Origin of the sequence: Actinosynnema sp. NPDC023587, from assembly GCF_040640215.1 — a bacterium.
Taxonomy (GTDB): Bacteria; Actinomycetota; Actinomycetes; order Mycobacteriales; family Pseudonocardiaceae; genus Actinosynnema.
The window spans coordinates 70,572-90,490 of record NZ_JBFABG010000002.1 but is presented as its reverse complement, the minus strand read 5'-3'; the positions used below and the strand labels follow the sequence as shown (position 1 = coordinate 90,490).

Genomic DNA, 19,919 nt, shown 5'->3' with positions numbered 1-19,919 from the left:
TGGTGCGTGCCCCAGGGGCAGGGTCAAGCGGTCGCACCGCACGCCTCTCGCCGCCCGCGCACGAGAACGGCACACGTCACCCGGAAGTGTCACAGGAGAGGTGGTGGTTCGCCTGCCCGGACCCCGTCGCGCACTCCCGGTGACCGCCGGGCCGGCATCCGTATCGGTTCCGTACGGATGATCGGTGCAACGGGTGGTACCCGGGTCAGGGCCGTGCGGTCCAACCTGCGCCCAGGAGCACCAGGTATGGCCGGTCGGAGGGTGTGCAGGGCCCCTGTTTTGGCCCATTCTCCTGCTCATCCCTGCATAGGAGGAGAACAACCGTGAAGTCGACCAGACGTTCACTGGTGACGCTGGCTGTAGCCGGTGTCACCGCCGCCGCTGTGATCAACGGCGGCGTTCCCGGCACCGCGGGCCCCGCACCCGAGGTGGCCGCGGTCCAGGCCGGGCCGACGTACGTCTACAAGGTGCACGCCCCGCTCGGCAAGGCCGCGCAAGACCTGCTCGCCCGCGGCTTCGACGTCCTGGAGCAGCGCGAGGGCGACCACCTGTTCGTCCTCGGCGACCAGGCCACCGGCCAGAAGCTGACCGGTGACGGGTTCACCAGCGTCGTCGACGAGGTGCTCCCCGCCCCGCAGTGGACCCCGCCGTCGCGCAAGTCGCAGCAGTTGGACGCGGCGGCGCTGGAGGAGACCTACTACGGCGGCTACCGCACGGTGAACGCGCAGTTCGCGCACCTGGACGCGGTGGCCTCGCAGTACCCGAACCTGACGCAGACCGTCGACTACGGCGACTCGTGGAAGAAGACGCAGGGCGCGGGCGGTTACGACCTGCGGGCCATCTGCATCACGAAGAAGAACGCCGGCGACTGCGCGCTGAGCACGTCCGCGCCCAAGCCCCGGTTCTTCGTGATGGGTCAGCTCCACGCCCGCGAGCTCACCACCGGTGACGTCTCGTACCGCTGGATCGACCACCTGACCCAGAGCTACGGCACCGACCCCGAGGTCACCGCGCTGCTCGACTCCACCGAGGTGTGGGTCGTGCCGATCGCCAACCCCGACGGCGTGAACATCGTGCAGCAGGGCGGCAACTCGCCGCGCTACCAGCGCAAGAACGCCAACACCACGAACGGCGCGAGCTGCTCGGGCACGTCGGGGTCGCACGTCGGCATCGACCTGAACCGCAACACCAGCTCGCACTGGGGCGGCGAGGGCACGTCCTCCCAGCCGTGCGCCGAGACCTACAAGGGCCCGTCGGCCAACTCCGAGGTCGAGACGCGCGCGCTCCAGGCGCTGTGGCGCAACCTGTACAAGGACCGCCGTGGCACCGGCACGACCGACGCCGCGCCGGCCGACACGACCGGTGTCGTGATCTCCATGCACAGCTACTCCAACCTCGTGCTGTTCCCGTGGGGCTGGACGACGCAGTACAAGACCGGCAACGACGCCCCGCTGCGCTCGATGGCGCGGGAGATGGCCTCGATCGCGGGCGGCTGGCAGTACGGCCAGCCCGGCGAGGTGCTCTACAACGCCGCCGGCGCGACCGACGACTGGGTGTACGACGACCTGGGCGTCGCGTCGTTCGTGTGGGAGGTCGGACCCGGGTCGGGCGCGTGCAGCGGGTTCTTCCCGGCGTACTCCTGCCAGGCGTCGACCTTCTGGCCGAAGGTCAAGCCGATGCTGATGTACTCGGCGAAGAAGGCCGCCAACCCGTACGGCGGTGGCGGCACGCCCGGCTCGTGCGCGAAGGCGACCAACGACGGCGACGTCAACATCCCGGACGCCGGTGCCGCGATCACCAGCAACATCAACATCTCCGGCTGCACGGGCAACGCCTCGGCGACCACCCAGGTCGAGGTGCACGTCAAGCACACCTACCGCGGTGACCTGGTCCTCGACCTGGTCGCACCGGACGGTACGGCGTACCGGCTGAAGTCGGCGAACAGCGACTCGGTCGACAACATCGACACCACGTACACCGTCAACGCCTCCACCGAGGTGCGCAACGGGGCGTGGAAGCTGAAGGCGCAGGACCTGTACTCGTCCGACACCGGCTACATCGACTCGTGGAGCCTGACCCTGTAACCAGGTCCCCCTGTCGTTCTCGACGAAACGGCCCCGCGGGCGTGATGCCCGCGGGGCCGTTCCACGTCACAACCGGGGGTCGGGGCGACCGTGGCCACCGCCCCGGTCCGGCGGTGTGGGGCGAGTGGCGAGTGGGGAGTGGTGAGGCTGGAGCGGTGGCCGCTTGACCGGCCCTGCGTCGGTACGAGGTGCCCCGCCTTGGGCTCACCGCCACCCCAGCGGCCGTCCCGCCAGTGGCCCCGCCGCCGTGGACCAGGTGCCGGTACCGGTTCCGGTTCCGTGAAAGCCGAACGGGCCCCTGCGGGGGAGACGCCCGCAGGGGCCCGTTCGGTGTTACCGGTGGTGCAGGTGGTGCTGTGGAACAGGTGGTGCTGTGGGCCTACTTCAGGCCGTTGCCCATCGCAGCGGCGAGCTCGCCGTTGGTGGTGTCACCGTCGAGCGACCAGAAGAACGCGCCGCCCAGACCCTGCTGCTTGGTCCACTGCATCTTGCCGTTGATCGTGGCCGGGGTGTCGTAGCTCCACCACTGGTTGCCGCAGTGGGCGTACGCCGTGCCCGCGACCGTGCCGTTCGACGGGCACTTGGTCTTGAGGATCTTGTAGTCCTCGATGCCCTTCTCGTACGTGCCGGGCGCACCGTCGGTCGCCGTGCCGCCCGGGGCGGCCTGCGTGACGCCGGTCCAGCCACGACCGTAGAAGCCGATGCCGAGCAGCAGCTTGGACGCCGGGACGCCCTTGCTCTTCAGCTTCTGGATCGCGTCGTCGGTGGTGAAGCCCTGCTGCGGGATGCCCGCGTACGAGGTCAGCGGGGAGTGCGGGGCCGTCGGACCCTGCGCCGCCCAGGCACCGAAGAAGTCGTAGGTCATGACGTTGTACCAGTCGAGGTACTGCGCCGCGCCGCCGTAGTCGGCGAGGTCGAGCTTGCCACCGCTGCTGGCGTCCGCCGTGATGGCCGCGGTCACCAGGTTGTTGGCACCGAAGCGCGTCCGGAGGGCCTGGGACACGTTCTTGAAGGCCGCGAAGCCGCTGCTGTCGCAGGACAGACCACAGGCGTTCGGGTACTCCCAGTCGATGTCGATGCCGTCGAACACGTCCGCCCAGCGCGGGTCCTCGACCAGCTTGTAGCAGGACTCGGCGAACGCGGCCGGGTTCTGCGAGGCCTGGCCGAAGCCGCCGGACCAGGTCCAACCGCCGAAGGACCACAGGATCTTGATGTGCGGGTACATCTTCTTCAGCTTGCGGAGCTGGTTGAAGTTACCGCGCAGCGAACCGGCGTCCCACGAGTCCGACGTGCCGTCGACGCTGGTGTCCGCGCCGTAGAACTTGTCGTAGTCCGCGTAGGTGTCGTCGTTCGCGGTGCACTTGCCGCCGGTCACGTTGCCGAACGCGTAGTTGATGTGCGTCAGCTTCGCGGCGGAACCGGAGGTGTGGATGTTCTTGACGTGGTAGTTGCGGCCGTAGACGCCCCACTGCACGAAGTAGCCCAGGTTCTTGTAACCGGGGGGCGGCGTGGAGGTGGTGGTCGTCGTGGGCGTGGTCGTCGTGGTGGAGGTCGACGTCGACGTCGTCGGGTCCGTGGTCGTCGTGGTGGTCGTCGTGGTCGTGGTCGTCGTCGTGCCGCCCCCGGCGTCACAGGACGCGCCGTTGAGCTTGCAGTTGGCCGGCCCCGAGAACGCGCCCGAGTAGACGATGTTGAAGCCGAAGCTCACCGAGCCGCCGACACCGATGTTGCCGTTCCAGGTGTTCTTGACGGTCACGTGCTGGCCGCTGGCCGTGTAGCCGGCGTCCCACAGGGAACCGACCTTGTGACCGGCGGGGAGATCGAACTCGACGGTCCAGCTTGAGATGCCGGCCGAGCCCGCGTTGCGGATCGTGTACTTGCCCTCGTAGCCGGAGCCCCAGTCCGAGCCCTTGGTGAAGGTGGCGGACAGGCCGCCCGCGCCGCTCGCGGCGGGAACCAGGACCAGACCGAGGACCATCGTGGCGACAGCCACGAGCAGCGCTGTGAGATGCCAGCGGATCTTGGACATCGTGCTCCTCGTCAGGGAAAGGAGTGCAGGGTTGAGAAGAACATGTGGTTCAGACCACTTGACGGTCAAGGTCTAGACCATTGTGTCACTCGAATGGAGTAGCGTTTCGGCGTGTGAAAGCGTTTCCACGAGGGGGCGACCACTAGGGGTGCGCACCGCCGTAAGTCGACGTCGGCGTCCGCCCGGGGGTGGGTGCGGCCTCCTTCCGAGGGTGCTGCGGCAGTCCTTCCCGGGGAGGATGCCCGCTGATAGCGGTCCTGACCAGACTCGGTTGCCTGGGAAGTCGACCGGGAGGGGAGCGCTGATGCGCAAGAGGGGGATCGCCGTGGCCGCCGTGGCGGGGCTGGCGGCACTGGGGATGGGCGGTGCGGCGGTCGCGGAACCCGCCGCCGCCGGGGGCGGGATCGACCGGCGGGCCGTGCAGCGGGCGGTAGACCGGATGGCCGGCGCGGGCGGCGCGGCGGGCGTGCAGGTGCGGGTCGTGGACGGCCGGCAGCAGTTCACCGCGCGCGCGGGCGTGGCCGAGTGGGGGACCACCCGGCCGGTGCCCGTCGACGGGCGGTTCCGGGTGGGCAGCATCACCAAGACCTTCGTCTCGACGGTGGTCCTGCAACTGGTCGGCGAAGGCCGGGTGGGGCTGGACGAGCCGGTCGGCGGGTACCTGCCGGGCCTGCTGCCGGACGGTGACCGGATCACCGTGCGGATGCTCTTACAGCACACCAGCGGGCTGTTCGACTACACCACCGCGCTGCCGCTGGACCCGGCCGGCTTCGAAACGATCCGCTTCAAGAGGTGGACACCGCAGGAAATCGTCTCGATCGCGACGTCCAAACCGCTGAACTTCGCGCCGGGCACGTCCTTCGGCTACTCGAACTCCAACTACGCGGTGGCCGGTCTGCTGATCGAAGAAATCACCGGAAAGCCGTACGGGGACGCGGTCTCGCAGCGCATCCTGCGCCCGCTCGGACTGCGCGACACGTCGGTGCCGGGCCACCGCCACGCCATCCCCGGCCCGCACGCCCACGGCTACTACGCCGTGGCCGGCGAGGTCGTGGACGTGACCCGGCTGAACCCCTCGGTCGCCTACGGCTCCGGCGACATCATCTCCAGCACGGCGGACCTGGACCGGTTCGTCGACGCCCTGCTGGACGGCCGGCTGCTCAAGCCGGCGCAGCGGGCCGAGCTGACCCGGACCCTGCCCTTCAGCCAGGGCTACGGGCTGGGGTTCATGCGGACCGAACTCCCGTGCGGGGTGACCGTGTACGGCCACAGCGGCGGGATTCCGGGCTACTCCAGCTTCACGGGCAGCACCGAGGACACCGGGACCCGGTTGCAGGGCTCTTTCACGCACTCGCCCGTCGGCGGTGACGGGGAGGGCATGGACGAGCTGCTCGACGAGGTGTTCTGCTGATCCGGAGGGGCTCCCCGGCACGTCGGGGAGCCCCGTCAGCGGTTCAGGAACAGGTCGAGTTGCGTCACGACGAACGCGTGGTCGTCGGCCTGGGGCAGGCCGGAGACGCCGACCGTGCCGACCAGCCCGACACCCGTCACGACCACCGGGAACGCGCCGCCGTGCGCCGCGTACCGGTCCAGGTCCAGCCGGGAGTCGGCCTCGAACGTGCTGCCGCGCGCCCGGAACGTCTCGCCGACCCGGAACGAGCTGCGGCCGTACCGGTCGACCACCCGGCTCTTGCGGTCCAGCCACTCGTCGTTGTCGGCGGACGTGCCGGCCAGCGCGACGTGGAACAGGCGCTGCTGCCCGCGCCGCACGGACACCGCGATCGGCAGCCCCTGCACGCTCGCCGCGTCGACCAGGAAGAGGCCCAGGGCCAGGGCGTCCTCGTTGGTGAACGAGCGGAAGACCAGCCTGGCCTCCTGCTCGGCCAGTTCGTCCAGCAGGCTCACAGCGCCACCACCTCTCCGGGTTCGGGCGGGCGTGGACGCCGCCCCGACCAGCAGACGGTAGAACCCCGCGTGCGCGGCGGGTGCACGGGCACCGCGTCGAGACCGGCCCCGGGCCTGCCAGAAGTCGACGAATCGCTGGGCCGCCCCTGCTGTCGCCACGGCCGGCGCAGCCCCAGCCGTGTTATTGAAACGCTATTTCCTAATCTCCGCCCGTGCCATCATCCGGTAGTGCCGAACTTGCGCTTCCTGCGTGGTTACAACGACGCGGTGGTGCTGGGCCTGGCCAGGTCCGGTGCCGTCACCAGGGGCGACCTCGCCGAGCGCAGCGGGCTGACACCCCAGGCGGTGTCCAAGGTGGTCGCGCGGCTGGTCGCGGACGGCCTGCTGGTCGAGTCCGGCACCCGCAACGTCGGCGTCGGCAAGCCGCGCACCCTGGTCGAACTCGTCGCGGACAGCAGGCTCGCGGTCGGCGCGCAGGTCGAGCGGGATGAGCTGCGGGTCGTGCTCACCGACCTGGCGGGCGACGTGCTGGACCGCGTCGTCGCGCCGCTGCCCGCCGACTTCGACCCGGAGACGTTCGTCCGCGAGCTGGCCCGGCTGGTGGACCCGCTGCGCGGCGAGCGGCTGCTCGGCGTGGGCATCGGGTTCGTCGGACCGCTGGACCACCGCACCGGCGTGGTGCACGACGCGACCGCGTTGTCCCGGTGGCACGACGTGCCGCTCAGGGAGCTCGCCGAACAACGCCTCGGCCTGCCGGTCGTGGTCGACAAGGACACCAACGCGGCGATCGTGGCCGAGTCGTGGCGGCGCGGCGAGGAGCTGCGCAACGCCGTCCTGGTGCTGGTCGGCACCGGTATCGGCGTCGGTCTGCTGCTCGACGGGCGGGTCCACCGGGGCGCGCGGACCAACGCCGGCGAGTTCGGGCACACCACCATCCAGCTCGACGGGCCGCGCTGCGCGTGCGGGCGGACCGGGTGCGTGGAAGCGGTCCACGACCTCGCCGCGCGGGCCGGGGACCTGGCCGCCGCGACGTCCGTCGTGGGCCTGGCGGTGGCCGACCTGGTCCAGCTCCTGGACGTGGACCACGTCGTGCTGGCCGGTCGGGCGGTGCTCGCCGCACCGGAGGAGTACCTGGCCGGCGTGCGGGCCCGACTCCCCACCGCGGCGTGGTTGCCGGTCGACGTCGGCATCACCCCGTTGGCCGATGACGTGGTCGCCGCGGGGGCGGCGATGCTCGTGCTGAGCGAGTTCTACGGGCGTCCCCGGTAGCCGATTAGGGACAGTGCTGCTCAGGGGCACACGTGCGGGTGATTCACTATCCGGCATGTATGCGCTCCGCCACGCCGTCGGGACGGACCCCGGCCTGCGCCGTGAGGCGAACGAGGACTCGGTGTACTTCAGCGAGCGCCTGTACGCAGTAGCCGACGGCATGGGCGGTCACGCGTACGGGGAGGTGGCCAGTTCCATCGCGGTGGCGGTGCTGGCCGAGCTGGACGTGGACGCCGACGACCCGCTGACCGCGCTCGCCGGTGCGGCCCGGGAGATCGCGATCCGGCTGACCGACCTGGCCGAGGAGAACTTCGACATGCGCGGCATGGGCACCACGCTCACCGCGCTGCTGTGGGACGGCGAGCGGTTCGCGGTCGGGCACATCGGGGACTCCCGGTGCTACCTGGTCCGCGACGGCGAGCTCACCCAGCTCACCCGCGACCACACCATGGTCCAGGCCCTGGTGGACGACGGCCGGATGGCCGCCGAGCAGGCCGCCGAGCACCCCGGCCGGTCGATGCTGATGCGGGCGCTCCAGGCGGGCAGCTCGCACGACGCCGACCTGTTCTTCCACGAGGTCCAGGCGGGCGACCGGTACCTGCTCTGCTCGGACGGCCTGTCCGACGTGGTGGCCGCCGCCGAGATCGGCGTGCTGCTCGGTGCCGACCCGGACGGGGACGTGGTCGTGCGGGCGCTCATCGACGCGGCCAACGCGGGCGGCGGGCCGGACAACATCACCTGCGTGGTCGTGGACGTGGTGCCGGCCGGCACGCCGTCGTAGTGCGCAGGGCGGCGTAGCGGCCGGGCGCGGGCGTGCGCGCCCGCCGCGCTGCCCATCCGGCCACCGGCCACCATCGGCAGGGCCGCGCGCTGCCGAATACCGCGGCCCACGTCGGCCTGCGGACTTTCCGCGTCGGGTGTGCTGTTGTGTCCGGTGTGGAGCTGCGCACGTGGGTCACGGACATGCGGGTCGATTCGGTCGTGCCGATGGGCACCCAAGCCCTCCCGCCGGACGGGGCGACGTCCCTGGTGCTGTGCTCGGTGACCCAGGAGGCTTTCGTGGTGGGGCCGCGCACGCGCGGGACGTACTTCGAGACCATCCCGGCGCACCGGCTGAAGGTGCGGCTCAGGCCGGGGCGCGCGCAGACCCTCCTGGGGGTGGCGGCGCACGAGTTGGTGGACGCGGTCGTGCCGTTGAAGGACCTCTGGGGTTCGGTGGAGGGTTTCGAGGGCCTGCGGAAGACGTTGGCGGACCGGTCGGCGGAGGCCGACCCGGAGCGGGACGCGGTGGTCGCGGAGGCCGTGCGGACCCTGCCGGAGCTGGGGGTGGCGGCGACCGCGAAGGCGCTGCACGTGAGCGAACGGCACCTGCGCACGCTGTTCCGGGACGCGGTGGGGTTGTCGCCCAAGCAGTTCGCGCGGATCGAGCGGGTGCGCCGGGTCGTCGCCTCGGGAGCGACCGGTTCGTGGGCGCGGCTGGCACATGAACTCGGGTACTACGACCAGTCGCACCTGAGCACGGACTTCCGGGCGGCGATGGGCATCGCCCCGGGGGCGTTCGCGGCCGGCCGGTACCCGGACGCCACCCCCTGCCACGACATGTCCACCGTTCCCGCCGCCGGTGGGAGCGCGGTCGACGCCACCGGGCACCCCGGGTCGGCTCGTCCACGCGCCCGGCGGTGACGACGGTCCGGTCGTCGTGCCGCGCGTGGCGCGGGTCGGTCGTCCGGACGCACGCCCGCAGGTGTGCGCGCACCGCACCCCCCGGCCATCGCGCCGTCAGAGCTCCCGCGCCAGGAACAGCGCGACCTCGCCCTCCGACACGGTCCCCCGGTACAGCGTCGTGTCCAACCCGCACAACGCGAACCCCATCCGCCGGTACGCCCGCACCGCCGGCACGTTCACGTTCGACGTCTCCAACCAAGCCGTCCGCGCTCCCCGCGCACGTCCCCACCCGACTGCGAGCTCCATCAACGCCCGCCCCACCCCGCGCCCCCGGTACCCCGGGTCGACCGTGAGCTGCCGGATCACCAGCCGCGCGTGCCACTCGGCGAACTCCACCTGGACGAACCCCCGCACCGCCGGGTCCACCGCGACGAACCCCTCCACCGGCGGCGGATCGTCCTCGTCCGGGGGGAACACCTTGGTCAGCGGCGGGACCACCGGGACCTCGGCCAGCGCGCAGCCGAGCGGGCCCGTCGTCACCTCGAGCACCGCGTCGGTGGTGAAGCTGTCGTCCAGGTCGAGCACGTCGTCCGCCGTCAGCGGCCGGTATCGGAGGTCCACCGCCCGAGTCAACCGCACGCGGCGGCGCGGTCCAGCAGCAACGTGCGCTCGCGCTCGTTGCGCGTCATCGAGGCCGCCCGCTCGAACTCCGCCCTCGCCTCGGCGGTGCGCCCCACCTTGGCCAGCAGGTCGCCGCGCACGCTGGGCAGCAGGTGGTAGTCCTTGAGCGCCGGCTCGTCGACCAGCTCGTCCACCAGTTCCAGCGCCGTCGCCGGGCCGAACGCCATGCCGATCGCCACCGCGTGGTTGAGCGCCACGATCGGTGACGGCGTGACCAGCGCCAACGCCTCGTACAGCCCGGCGATCCGGGTCCAGTCGGTGTCCCCGGGGGTGCGCGCCCGCGCGTGGCACGCCGCGATCCGGGCCTGGATCGAGTACGGGCCGCGCCCCGCCTTCTCCAGGGCGGCCAGGCCGCGCCGGATCAGCAACTGGTCCCACAGCGCCCGGTTCTGGGCCATCAACAGCACGGGCTCGCCGTTCGGACCGGTGCGGGCGCGGGCGCGGGAGGCCTGGATCTCCAGCAGCGCCACCAGGCCGTGGACCTCGGGCTCCCGGGGCATCAGGCGGACCAGCACGCGGGCCAGGCGCAGGGCGTCCGCGCACAGGGCGGGGCGCATCCAGTCGTCGCCCGCGGTGGCGGAGTAGCCCTCGTTGAAGATCAGGTAGATGACGCCGAGGACGCTGGACAGGCGCGCCTCCCGCTCGTTCTCCGCCGGCACCTCGAACGGCACGTTCGCCTTGGCCAGGGTCTTCTTGGCCCGGACGATCCGTTGCGCGACGGTCGACTCGGCCACCAGGAACGCGCGGGCGATCTCGTCGGTGGTCAGGCCGCCCAGCAGGCGCAGGGTCAGCGCCACCCGGGCCTCGGTGGAGAGCACCGGGTGGCACGCGGTGAACACCAGCCGGAGCAGGTCGTCGTTGATGTCGCCGACGCCTTGGCCCGCGTCCGGGGCGTGGTCGGACTCCTGGTCGCGGCCGATCTCCACCAGCTTGCGCTGGTAGTTCTGCCTGCGCCGGATCTGGTCCACCGCCCGGTTCTTTGCGGCGGCCATCAGCCACGCGCCCGGGTTGCGCGGGATGCCGGTCTCCGGCCACTGTTCGAGCGCGCTGACCAGGGCGTCCTGGGCGAGTTCCTCGGCCAGGCCCACGTCCCGCACCATCCGGGCGAGACCCGCGATCAACCGTGCCGACTCGATCCGCCAGACCGCCTCGACAGCACGACGCGCATCGGGAGCTGTCATGACCCGAAATCAGATCAGCTCCCGATGCGCCTCGGCAAGCGGGGTTCTACGCCTCGCGCGCGGTGGCCTGCGCCCGCAGTTCCTCTTCGCGCGCGATCACGTCGGGCGCGACGTCGCCGAAGTCCTCCGGGGAGAACACCTGGCGGATCTCGATCTGCGACTGCTCGCCGGTCGGGTTCGGCACCCGCTTCACCCACTCGACGGCCTCTTCCAAGGACTTCAGCTCCAGCAGCCAGAAACCCGCGATCAGCTCCTTGGTCTCGGTGAAAGGACCGTCCACCACGGACCGCTGGTCGCCGTCGAAGAAGACCCGCGCGCCCTTCGAGCTGGGGTGCAGACCTTCACCGGCGAGCAGCACGCCGGCGTTGACGAGCTCCTCGTTGAACGCGCCCATGGCGCGGAGCTCCTCCTCGCTGGGCATGGCACCGGCTTCGCTGTCCTTCGTGGCCTTGACGATCACCATGAAACGCATCTCGGCAGTCCCTTTCGGAGTGTGTGGTTTCTATTCTGACGTGCGCCGGCGCGGGTCAGCGGCGGAACGTCCGCCCCAACGCGTACGAGCCGGGCCCGACGACCGCGATCAGCAGGAACGCCCAGCAGTAGACGGCGGCCAGTTCGCCCGCGTTGTGCAGCGGCAGCAAGCCGGTCGGCTGGTGGACGACGAAGTAGGCGAAGGCCATCGCGCCGGAGCAGAGGGCCGCCGCGGTCCGGGTGACGATCCCGCAGGCCACCAGCACCGAGCCGACCAGTTCGAGGGCGCTGCCCCACCAGCCGGGGAACGAGCCGACCGGCACGGCCGTGCCCTGGCCGTCGATCCCGCCGAGCAACCCGAACCCCTGGAGGCCGTGGCAGGCGAACAGGAAGGAGACCACGATCCGGAAGGCGGCCAGCATCAGGTCGTTGCGCCGGGTGGTGGGGGCCGGGGCGGTGGGGGCGGTGGTGGTCATCTCTGGGGTCCCTTCGCTGTCGTCTTGCCTACGCGACGAACGGGCACCCCGCCGGATCGACACGGTCCTCGAACTTTGTCGAAGTTTTTTGTTCCCGCAGGTCACAGGCTCGGGTGAGGTGTTGCCGGTGGACGCGGCGGGTCGTGCCGGCGGCCGGCCCCGGCACCTCCGGACCCGGCGGTGATCGGCGGTTCGCGGCGGATATTCCCGTCCGGTCCGGTGGATCGCGCGCCTTCCCACGGACTGGTCGCCCCTCCGGCCGGGCCCGGCGCTGCCGCAGAATCCGGATGAGGTCGAAGGGAGCTGGGACATGGGAGCTGGTCCGCACCTCGCCATCGCGCTGGAAGCCACCGGGTGGCACCCCGCCGCGCCGCGCGACCCCGCGCGGTTCACGCCGGGGTACTGGGTCGACCTGGTGCGGGAGGCCGAGCGCGGCCTGATCGACTTCGTCACCTTCGAGGACGACCTCGGGCCGGTCGGACGGCTGGACACCGTGCTGGTCGCGTCCCGCGTCGCGCCGCTGACCACGCACATCGGCCTGGTGCCGAGCGTGGTCTCCACGCTGACCGAGCCGTTCCACCTGTCCAAGGCGATCGCCACCCTGGACTACGTGAGCAACGGCCGGGCGGGCGTGCGGGTGCGCGGCAGCGCCGCCGCCGACCACGCCCGGCACTTCGGCCGGCGGACGTTCCCGGACGTGCTGGACGACGCGGCGCGGTCGGACCTGCTGGACGAGACCGCCGACTACATCGAGGTGCTGCGGCGGCTGTGGGATTCCTGGGAGGACGACGCGGAGATCCGCGACGTCGCCACCGGCCGGTTCATCGACCGCGACAAGCTGCACTACGCCGACTTCACCGGCAGGTGGTTCAGCGTGAAGGGCCCGTCCACCACACCACGCCCGCCGCAGGGGCAGCCGCCGGTTTCCGTGCTGTCGCACATTTCCCCGGTCCACGAGCTGGCGCGACGGTCGTCGGACCTGGTCTTCACCACGCCGCACAGCACCGACGAGCTCCGGGCGATCGACGCGGAGGTGCGCGGCCTGAAGCACTTCGCGGACGTGGTGGTGTTCTTCGACGCCGAGCGCAAGGCGCGGGCCGAGGACGCCGGCGGGATCGACTCCGACGCGTTCGTGTTCGCGGGAAACGCCGGCGAACTCGCCGACCTGCTGCTGGAGTGGCACGAGGCCGGTGCGTCCGGCTTCCGGCTGCGGCCCGCCCACCTGCCCGACGACCTGACGGTGATCACGTCGGAGCTGGTGCCCGAGCTCCAGCGGCGCGGCGCGTTCCGGACCGCGTACGGGACGACGACGTTGCGCGGCCACCTCGGACTTCCCCGGCCCGCCAACCGCTACGCCGCCCGAGAGGACGCGAGATGAAGCAGATCCACCTGGCCGCGCACTTCCCCGGCGTGAACAACACGACGGTGTGGAGCGATCCGCGAGCGGGCAGCCACATCGACTTCTCCTCGTTCACGCACTTCGCGCGGACCGCCGAGCGGGCCAAGTTCGACTTCTTCTTCCTGGCCGAGGGCCTGCGGCTGCGCGAGCAGAGCGGACTGATCTACGACCTGGACGTGGTGGGCCGGCCGGACACGTTCACGGTGCTCGCCGGTCTGGCGGCGGTGACCACGCACCTGGGGCTGGCGGGCACCATCAACTCCACGTTCAACGAGCCGTTCGAGGTGGCGCGGCAGTTCACCTCGCTGGACCACCTGTCCGGCGGGCGGGCCGCGTGGAACGTGGTGACCTCGTGGGACGCGTTCACCGGCGAGAACTTCCGGCGCGGCGGCTTCCTGGCCGAGGACGAGCGCTACGAGCGGGCGAAGAAGTTCCTCGACGCGGCCACCACGCTCTTCGACGCGTGGCGCGAGGACGGCGCTTTCGCCTACCGGGACGAGTTCTTCGACATCTCCGGCCGCTTCGACCTGCCGCGCTCGCCGCAGGGCAGGCCGGTGATCCTCCAGGCCGGCGACTCCGACGAGGGCCGGGAGTTCGCCGCCGCCAAGGCGGACGCCATCTTCAGCCGGTACGCGACCCTGGCCGAGGGCAAGGCCTTCTACGCCGACGTCAAGGACCGGTTGGCCAAGTACGGGCGCACGCCGGATCAGCTCAAGGTGCTGCCCGCCGCGACCTTCGTGCTGGGGGACAGCGATTCCGAGGCGCGGGAGCTCGCGCACGAGGTGCGTCGGCAGCAGGTGAGCGGGCAGACCGCGATCAAGTTCCTGGAGCAGGTGTGGAACCGGGACCTGTCGGAGCACGACCCGGACGGGCCGCTGCCCGAGGTCGACCCGCTGGTGGGGGAGCACACCGTCGCGCGCGGTCGGGCCGGTGTGCGGGGTCACGGCGACCCCGTGGCGAAGGCGCGGGAGTGGCGCGGGCTGGCGGCGGCGAAGAACCTGTCGATCCGCGACCTGGTCATCGAGCAGACCGCGCGGCAGACGTTCATCGGGTCACCGGACACCGTGGCGACGCAGATCGACGACCTGGTGCAGGCGGACGCCAGCGACGGGTTCATCCTGGTGCCGCACGTGACCCCGGGCGGGTTCGACGCGTTCGCCGACACCGTCGTGCCGCTGTTGCAGGAGCGCGGGGTGTTCCGGACCGACTACACCGGGCCGACCCTCCGCGACCACCTGGGCTTGCGGTGAACTTCCCGCGACACCCCTCTCCCCCTCACTGGTCCCAGTCGCCGATCACCGGGGGCGCGCTCGCCCCGGACGCGCCGAACACCTCGTCGGGGTCGGGCTCCAGCAGGTAGGACGCCCGCTGGTGCTCGACGTCCTCCTCTCGCGGGGCCCCGCCGACGCCACCGACGCCACCGACACCACCCACACCGGCCGGACCACCCGGTCCGCGCGCACCGGCCGTGCCGCCCGTCCGCGCGACCTGCGCGCCCGGACCACCGGGCGTCCCGACTCCCGAGCCGCCGCCGGGCGTGCCGCCCCCGGACGCGCCACCCGGCCTGCCCAGACCGGTGCCGGCACCGCCGGGTCCGCCGATCCGAGGCACGCCGCCCCCACGTCCAGCCGTCCCACCGGCCCGGCCGGACCCACCGCCGGGTACCGCACCCACACCGGAAAAGCCCCCACCCGGCACGCCTCCGCCCGGAACGCCACCGCCCGCCGGGCTGCCGGGGCGGTTGCCGGGTACCGGCTCCGGGGCCTGTCCGGCGCTTCCGGGCTGGGTCACCCCGCCGCCCGGCGCGTGCCCGGCCGGATTCCCCGGCGGCGCACCGGGTGGCGCACCGGGTAACGCGGTGGGCGTCGAGGTGGAGGTCTCGGTGGTGCCGGAAACCTCGGGTACCGCCCGCCGCGACGAGGTCTCCCGAGGATCGCCCGGCGATTCCGGCGTCGAGCGCGCCTCCCCCTGCGGCACCGGGGGGAGCGGCGCGAAAGCGGGCTGCGCGGCGGCCGTCTGCGCCACGGTGCGGTCGTAGGTCTCCACCACCCGTGCCGCTTCCCGGTGGTCCTTCTGCTGCTGCTCGAACACCTCCCGGTCGGCGGTCGCCTGCCGGACGAGTTCCACGGGGTCGGTGATCCGCAACAACCGCTCGTTGGCCGCCCGCACGTCGAAGGGCTGCGCGGGTGGCGGCGGCACGCTGTTCTTGGCGTCGGACAACGCCCGCGACTGCTGGGTGAACAGCGTGCCCGCCAACTGGGCGGACACCCCCGCCTCCCCGGCGCGGTTGCCCAGGTCGGCCAGCGCCTGCCGGGCACCGTCCCCGGCGGTGCCGACCCAGTCCGCCTCGCTGGCGGTGATCGCCTGGGCGATGGACCGGGTGAAGCCGGTGAGCGCGTTGCCGAGGCTGTTCCACGCGGCGGCCATCTCGCCCACCACACCGGGGTCCACCTCGGTGTGCACGCTCTGGTAGAGCTCCTCGTGCGGGATCGCCGGGTAGTAGGCACCCGGCTCCGGCGGCGCGCTCCTGGTGAGCACCCCCTCCTTGAGCTGAACGGCCTGGTGGTCCAGCAGGTCGTCCACCCGGCCCGGGTGCAGGAGCTCGGTGAGGTAGCGGGCGAACGGCCCTCCCACGCCCTGCTCCCGGGCCACCTGGTCCAGCAGTTCCCGGTCGGTCCGGGCAGCGGTGTGCCGGTCCAACCCGTAGCGCTCGTACGGGTCGTGCGGCTGCCTCGAAGCCCCCTGCTCCATCTCCCAGCCCCCTCGTGCCTGTCGGTTACGGCAGTCTCGGTTCGACCACTTCGGCCACCCGGTTGGCGATGGGGCAGGGTTCCCGCCCGCTGCTGGTCGCGTTGACCACGACGTCGACCCGCGAGCGGTCGGTGACCCCGAGGTAGATGCCGCAGCTCCCGGTGGCGTCGAGCAGCTCCTTGGCGGGCCGGCCGCCCACGGAGGTCTCCTTGATCTCGCCGCCGTTGGCCTGCACGCCGGTGAGCCCGACGTTGGTCCGCACGGCGAGGATGACGGTGGCGGTCTCCGGGGAGTACCGGCAGGTGGTGGCGGAGCCGAGTGTGCGCGGTTCGGGGTCCTGGCGCAGCCGGCCGAGCACGCGTTCGGCCTCCTCGCGGGTGATCAGGGCGCACGGGTCGGTCTCCTCCAGCGTCGCGCCCGTGTTCGTGGTGCTCGACGGGGGTGCGCCGGCGGTGCTCGACGCGCTGCGGGTCGGTCCGGCCGAGGTGCTCGACGCGCGTCTGGCGTGCCCGGCGGTCGACGTGCTGCACGCGCCGACGGCGAGCAGGACGGTGGTCAGGCAGGCCAGGCAGAGTCGAGAGTTCACGCGTGCTCCCGGTCGATCAAGCGCCGGCGGTCGGGCCGCCGGCGGAGTTCAGGTCGTGCGCGCTGCCGTCGTCGGTGGACCGGTAGACGCCCATCGACCGCCGGACGTCGTCCGCCAACTGGTTGAGGTCCTGCTGGAGCTTCCGCACGGCGGGGAAGAACCCCTGGGCGGGGTCGCTCGCGATGGTCGCGAGGAACGGTCGGTAGACCTTCGCGGCGGGCGTCGTGCCGAGCGGTGGCTCCTGGCTGAGCACCGCGCTGTCGGCGAGCGTCTGCTCCAGCGCGGCCAGCATCGTGGAGATCGCGGCCAGCAGCGCCGCACCGCCCTCCCGGCTGATGGTGAAGCCCGCGGCCGTCGCGGCCCGGAAGCCCTGGACGGCTCCGGACATGTCGTCGATCCCCTGGAAGAAACCGCCTACCGCCATGGTGACCTCCCGGTCGGGGGGACGGCCGGCCCGGTGCCGGCCAAGCGGGACAGGTGCCGGACGAGCGCGGGCCGGTCGGCCGGGGCGTAGGTGACCGACTGCGCGCCACCGCCGTCGACGCCCGGCAGGACCGCGTACCCGCCGAGGTCGGTGTCCAGGAAGCTGAGCGCGCCCCGGTCCGCCCCGTCCGCCGTCACCACGAAGTAGCCCGCACCGACCCTGGGCCGGCGGAGGATGTCCTCCACCGCCGCCCGCGCCGAGCGGGCGGCCGGTCGGCGGGTGCCGGTGAAGCGGAAGTCGGCGAAGTCCTCGTCCTGGTCGCGCGCGGGTGGCACCGCGTTCGCCAGGGTCACCGGCGAGCCCGGACCCGGCCGGACGGCGGGCAGCAGGTCGACCAGCGCCGGCACCACGGCGTCCGGGTGCCGCCGGTGGAAGGTGATGGACGTGTCGCCGCCCACGGCGAGCAGCCCGGACCGGTCGTCCGCCACGGCCAGCGCCACCGGCCGGTCCTCGCCCGACGTGCCCACCAGGGCCACGGCCACCCGGCCGCCGGCCAGCAGGCGCAGCGACTCCACCAGCTCGGGGGCGAACTCGCCCTCGCGGACCAGACCCCGGGCCGCCAGACCGCGGTGCGCCTCCACCACCACGGTCAGCCGCTCCCGGCGGGTCGGACCGTGGTGGCCGACGTCGAACGGGAACACCCGCACGTCCAAGCGCAACGCCTCGCCGAGCGCGTCGAGTTCGGCGTACGTGCACACCATTCCCGTCGACACCCGATATCCCCGCCTTCCCCCGCCGCTGCCGGATATGATGGCAGGAAATCCGCGAGGTGAGGCCCGATGATTGCGGAGGGGCACTCCGCTCACCCATTGGCTGGGCGGAATTCCTTCCAACGGGGGACGAATTCCGCTTTATTCCCGTCACTTGGTGGAATTGCTCGTACACCGAAGTGCGCACCACTCGGCCGGGCTGCACCGAGGTCGGGCCGTCGACCGGAGTGCTGAACCACGATCACGACCTGGCAGGCGCTCCGGTGACCCGCACCCGGGTTCGCCGCGGGAACACCACTCCGTATCGAGACGCTCGATCGGATGTCACCGGGAGTACGGCGACCCGATATCGGGTCGCGACCGGAATGCGCACCCCCGGCGCTGGAACGCCCGAGTGGAATACCGGGTGGCGTGCCCCGGTATTCCCCCGGTGGAACTAGGAGTAGTAACCGATCAAGGGAACACCGGCCTCGTCGTGGAGCGCCGGGCCCTCGGTCGGCACGTCCGGGAAACCGCCACCGGGCTTGAGCCCGTCGAGCTGTTCGGCCGACAGCGCGAACACCACGCGCCCGAGCCCGGACCGCGCCAGCGCCCCCGCGCACATCCCGCACGGCTGGCAACTGGTGTACATGGTGGTCCCGGCGGCGACCTCGGGCGGCAGCTCGCGCGCCGCCCACCGGGCCAGCTTCAACTCGGGGTGGGCCGTGATGTCCCGGTCGGTCAGGCTGCTGTTGCGCTCCTCGGCCAGCACCGCGCCGTCCGGCCCGACCAGGAGGGAGCCGAACGGCGGGTTGCCGCCCGCGCGGGCCTCGGCGGCCAAGGCGATGGCGCGCCGCAAGTGCTCTTCGTTCACCGGAATTCCTTTCGCACGGTGGCGAGCGCGTGCCACGCCACCTCGGGTTCGAGCGTCTCGGCGGGATCGCCGACGAACGGGTCCAGCACCACCGCGTGCGCGCCCTGCTCCCTCAGCAGCACCAGGTCGCCGATCACCTGTTCGACGTCGCCCTCGCCCATCCGCCGTTCGGTCAACGGCCGCTCGGTGATCCGCAGGAGGATGCGCGGGGCCAAGGCGGGCAGCGGTTTCCCCTCTTCCTCGGAAATCCTCGCCAAGCGCGACAACGCTTCCCGCCACGCGGAACGCGTCAATCGCAGGCTGTGCCAGGCATCCCCGTGCCGCACGGCCCGCCGCAACGCACCGTCGCTGTGCCCGCCGACCCAGATCGGTATCCGCCCGGAACCGTAGTCGGCCTCGTCCCGCCACGCCTCCCGAAGCGCCACGACGAGCTCGTCGGTCAGCTTCCCGCGCTGCCGGAAGGGCACGCCGAGCGCCGCGAATTCCTGTTCCGCCCACCCGACGCCGACGCCGAGCACGAGCCGCCCGCCGCTGAGCTGGTGCAGGTTCGCGGCCATCCGCGCGACCAGCAGCGGGTGCCGGTACGGCGCGATCAGCACGGTGGTGCCCAACGAGATCCGCCCGGTCACGCCGGCGAGCCAGGACAGCGTCGTGAACGGCTCGTAGAACGGCGCGGGGTACTGCTCGGCGACATCGGGCGTCACCGCCACGTGGTCGGAGACCATCAGCAGGTCGAACCCCAGCCCCTCCACGGTCCGCGCCCAGTCGCGCAGCGCCGCCGGGGACGTGCCGGGTCCGAAGTTGGGGACGTTCACACCGATCAACACGCCCCAAGGTTATGTCGCGGTGGGGGAACGGTGAAGGGACTCCTCACGGCATCGGCCCGTGCCCGCCGTGGATTCCACGGTAGTTTGGCCGGATGACCGAGACGCTCGACGCCACCGACTGGGCGATCCTGGCCGAGCTGCAACGGGACGGCCGGGTCGCGCTCACCGAGCTGGGCCGGCGGGTCAACCTCAGCGCATCGGCCACCACGGAACGCGTGAAGCGCCTGGAGCAGAACGGTGTCATCACCGGCTACCGCGCGACCGTCGACCTGGACAAGGTCGGCTACGGCGTGCTCGCCGTGGTGCGCCTGAAGTACCCCGGCAACCGGCACGAGCCGCTGCGCGTGCTGCTGGCCGAACGGCCGGAGATCCTGGAGTGCCTGCGCACCACGGGCGAGGACTGCTACACGCTGAAGGTGGCCGCCGGCTCGATGGCGCACCTGGAGCAGGTGGTCAACGAGCTGACGTCGTTCGGCACCACCACCACGAACATCGTCTACAGCCAGACGCTGCCCTACCGCGGGGTCGGCGACCCGCCGCCCGCCTGA

The 19,919-nt window shown here is 72.0% G+C and carries 20 protein-coding genes; 8 read left to right on the top strand and 12 right to left on the bottom strand.

The genetic code is table 11. The features are described from left to right. Positions 1–323: 323 nt before the first annotated feature. Positions 324–2,084, top strand: coding sequence for a M14 family zinc carboxypeptidase (locus AB0G01_RS05505; RefSeq protein ID WP_360940042.1), 1,761 nt, complete (start codon positions 324–326; stop codon positions 2,082–2,084). Between the two features lie 379 nt (positions 2,085–2,463). Here AB0G01_RS05505 and AB0G01_RS05500 read toward each other — a convergent pair whose 3' ends face one another. After that, entirely contained in the window at positions 2,464–4,113 is a 1,650-nt protein-coding gene (locus AB0G01_RS05500; protein ID WP_360940040.1) for a glycosyl hydrolase family 18 protein, read from the bottom strand. A gap of 304 nt (positions 4,114–4,417) precedes the next feature. Between AB0G01_RS05500 and AB0G01_RS05495 the strand changes: the two genes are divergently transcribed. Continuing rightward, entirely contained in the window at positions 4,418–5,524 is a 1,107-nt protein-coding gene (locus tag AB0G01_RS05495; RefSeq protein ID WP_360940038.1) for a serine hydrolase domain-containing protein, read from the top strand. A gap of 35 nt (positions 5,525–5,559) precedes the next feature. Here the strand turns inward: AB0G01_RS05495 and AB0G01_RS05490 are convergent, their stop codons facing one another. After that, the gene (locus AB0G01_RS05490; protein WP_360940036.1) at positions 5,560–6,018 is read right to left on the bottom strand and encodes a heme-degrading domain-containing protein; all 459 of its coding nucleotides are present in this window, start codon (positions 6,016–6,018) and stop codon (positions 5,560–5,562) included. Positions 6,019–6,246: 228 nt separating this feature from the next. Between AB0G01_RS05490 and AB0G01_RS05485 the strand changes: the two genes are divergently transcribed. The 3 genes from AB0G01_RS05485 to AB0G01_RS05475 all read left to right on the top strand — a co-directional run bounded on the left by AB0G01_RS05485 (position 6,247) and on the right by AB0G01_RS05475 (position 8,970). Next, a complete protein-coding gene (locus AB0G01_RS05485) occupies positions 6,247–7,287 on the top strand; it encodes an ROK family protein (RefSeq protein WP_360940034.1) in 1,041 nt (346 codons plus the stop codon). A gap of 55 nt (positions 7,288–7,342) precedes the next feature. After that, on the top strand, positions 7,343–8,068 hold the full coding sequence (locus AB0G01_RS05480) for a protein phosphatase 2C domain-containing protein (RefSeq protein WP_360940032.1): 726 nt from the start codon (positions 7,343–7,345) through the stop codon (positions 8,066–8,068). 146 nt (positions 8,069–8,214) lie between these two features. After that, the gene (locus AB0G01_RS05475) at positions 8,215–8,970 is read left to right on the top strand and encodes a helix-turn-helix transcriptional regulator (protein ID WP_360940030.1); all 756 of its coding nucleotides are present in this window, start codon (positions 8,215–8,217) and stop codon (positions 8,968–8,970) included. 96 nt (positions 8,971–9,066) lie between these two features. On the opposite strand, the gene AB0G01_RS05470 is transcribed toward AB0G01_RS05475, so the two are convergent. Genes AB0G01_RS05470 through AB0G01_RS05455 form a run of 4 tightly spaced genes read right to left on the bottom strand, consistent with a single transcriptional unit; the run spans position 9,067 to position 11,761 of the window. Beyond that, the gene (locus AB0G01_RS05470) at positions 9,067–9,573 is read right to left on the bottom strand and encodes a GNAT family N-acetyltransferase (protein ID WP_360940028.1); all 507 of its coding nucleotides are present in this window, start codon (positions 9,571–9,573) and stop codon (positions 9,067–9,069) included. Positions 9,574–9,581: 8 nt separating this feature from the next. Continuing rightward, positions 9,582–10,814 carry an RNA polymerase sigma factor gene (locus AB0G01_RS05465; RefSeq protein ID WP_360940026.1) on the bottom strand — a complete coding sequence of 411 codons (1,233 nt, stop codon included), beginning with the start codon at positions 10,812–10,814 and terminating at the stop codon, positions 9,582–9,584. Positions 10,815–10,860: 46 nt separating this feature from the next. Next, complete coding sequence (locus tag AB0G01_RS05460) at positions 10,861–11,286, bottom strand: YciI family protein (protein ID WP_360940024.1); 426 nt, start codon at positions 11,284–11,286, stop codon at positions 10,861–10,863. A gap of 55 nt (positions 11,287–11,341) precedes the next feature. Next, on the bottom strand, positions 11,342–11,761 hold the full coding sequence (locus AB0G01_RS05455) for a DoxX family protein (protein ID WP_360940023.1): 420 nt from the start codon (positions 11,759–11,761) through the stop codon (positions 11,342–11,344). 310 nt (positions 11,762–12,071) lie between these two features. On the opposite strand from AB0G01_RS05455, the gene AB0G01_RS05450 reads away from it, so the two are divergent. Both AB0G01_RS05450 and AB0G01_RS05445 read left to right on the top strand, forming a co-directional pair. Further along, positions 12,072–13,139 (top strand): LLM class flavin-dependent oxidoreductase, encoded by a 1,068-nt coding sequence (locus AB0G01_RS05450; RefSeq protein WP_360940021.1) that lies wholly within the window; start codon positions 12,072–12,074, stop codon positions 13,137–13,139. Then, positions 13,136–14,410, top strand: coding sequence for an NtaA/DmoA family FMN-dependent monooxygenase (locus AB0G01_RS05445; protein WP_360940019.1), 1,275 nt, complete (start codon positions 13,136–13,138; stop codon positions 14,408–14,410). Before AB0G01_RS05450 ends, AB0G01_RS05445 begins: the two co-directional genes overlap by 4 nt. 25 nt (positions 14,411–14,435) lie before the next feature. Here AB0G01_RS05445 and AB0G01_RS05440 read toward each other — a convergent pair whose 3' ends face one another. From AB0G01_RS05440 to AB0G01_RS05415, 6 genes are all read right to left on the bottom strand, one after another. Beyond that, a complete protein-coding gene (locus tag AB0G01_RS05440; RefSeq protein ID WP_360940017.1) occupies positions 14,436–15,911 on the bottom strand; it encodes a hypothetical protein in 1,476 nt (491 codons plus the stop codon). Between the two features lie 25 nt (positions 15,912–15,936). Further along, positions 15,937–16,497 carry a DUF3558 domain-containing protein gene (locus tag AB0G01_RS05435; RefSeq protein ID WP_360940015.1) on the bottom strand — a complete coding sequence of 187 codons (561 nt, stop codon included), beginning with the start codon at positions 16,495–16,497 and terminating at the stop codon, positions 15,937–15,939. Between the two features lie 16 nt (positions 16,498–16,513). Further along, positions 16,514–16,921: a hypothetical protein gene (locus tag AB0G01_RS05430; protein ID WP_360940013.1), complete on the bottom strand. Its 408-nt coding sequence runs from the start codon at positions 16,919–16,921 to the stop codon at positions 16,514–16,516. Next, a complete protein-coding gene (locus AB0G01_RS05425) occupies positions 16,912–17,694 on the bottom strand; it encodes an ESX secretion-associated protein EspG (protein ID WP_360940011.1) in 783 nt (260 codons plus the stop codon). Before AB0G01_RS05425 ends, AB0G01_RS05430 begins: the two co-directional genes overlap by 10 nt. Positions 17,695–18,127: 433 nt before the next feature. After that, positions 18,128–18,550, bottom strand: a complete 423-nt coding sequence (locus AB0G01_RS05420) for a nucleoside deaminase (protein ID WP_360941198.1) — start codon at positions 18,548–18,550, stop codon at positions 18,128–18,130. After that, positions 18,541–19,371 (bottom strand): LLM class flavin-dependent oxidoreductase, encoded by an 831-nt coding sequence (locus AB0G01_RS05415; RefSeq protein WP_360940009.1) that lies wholly within the window; start codon positions 19,369–19,371, stop codon positions 18,541–18,543. The genes AB0G01_RS05420 and AB0G01_RS05415 overlap by 10 nt, the downstream gene beginning before the upstream one ends. 92 nt (positions 19,372–19,463) lie before the next feature. On the opposite strand from AB0G01_RS05415, the gene AB0G01_RS05410 reads away from it, so the two are divergent. After that, positions 19,464–19,919, top strand: coding sequence for an Lrp/AsnC family transcriptional regulator (locus tag AB0G01_RS05410; protein ID WP_360940007.1), 456 nt, complete (start codon positions 19,464–19,466; stop codon positions 19,917–19,919).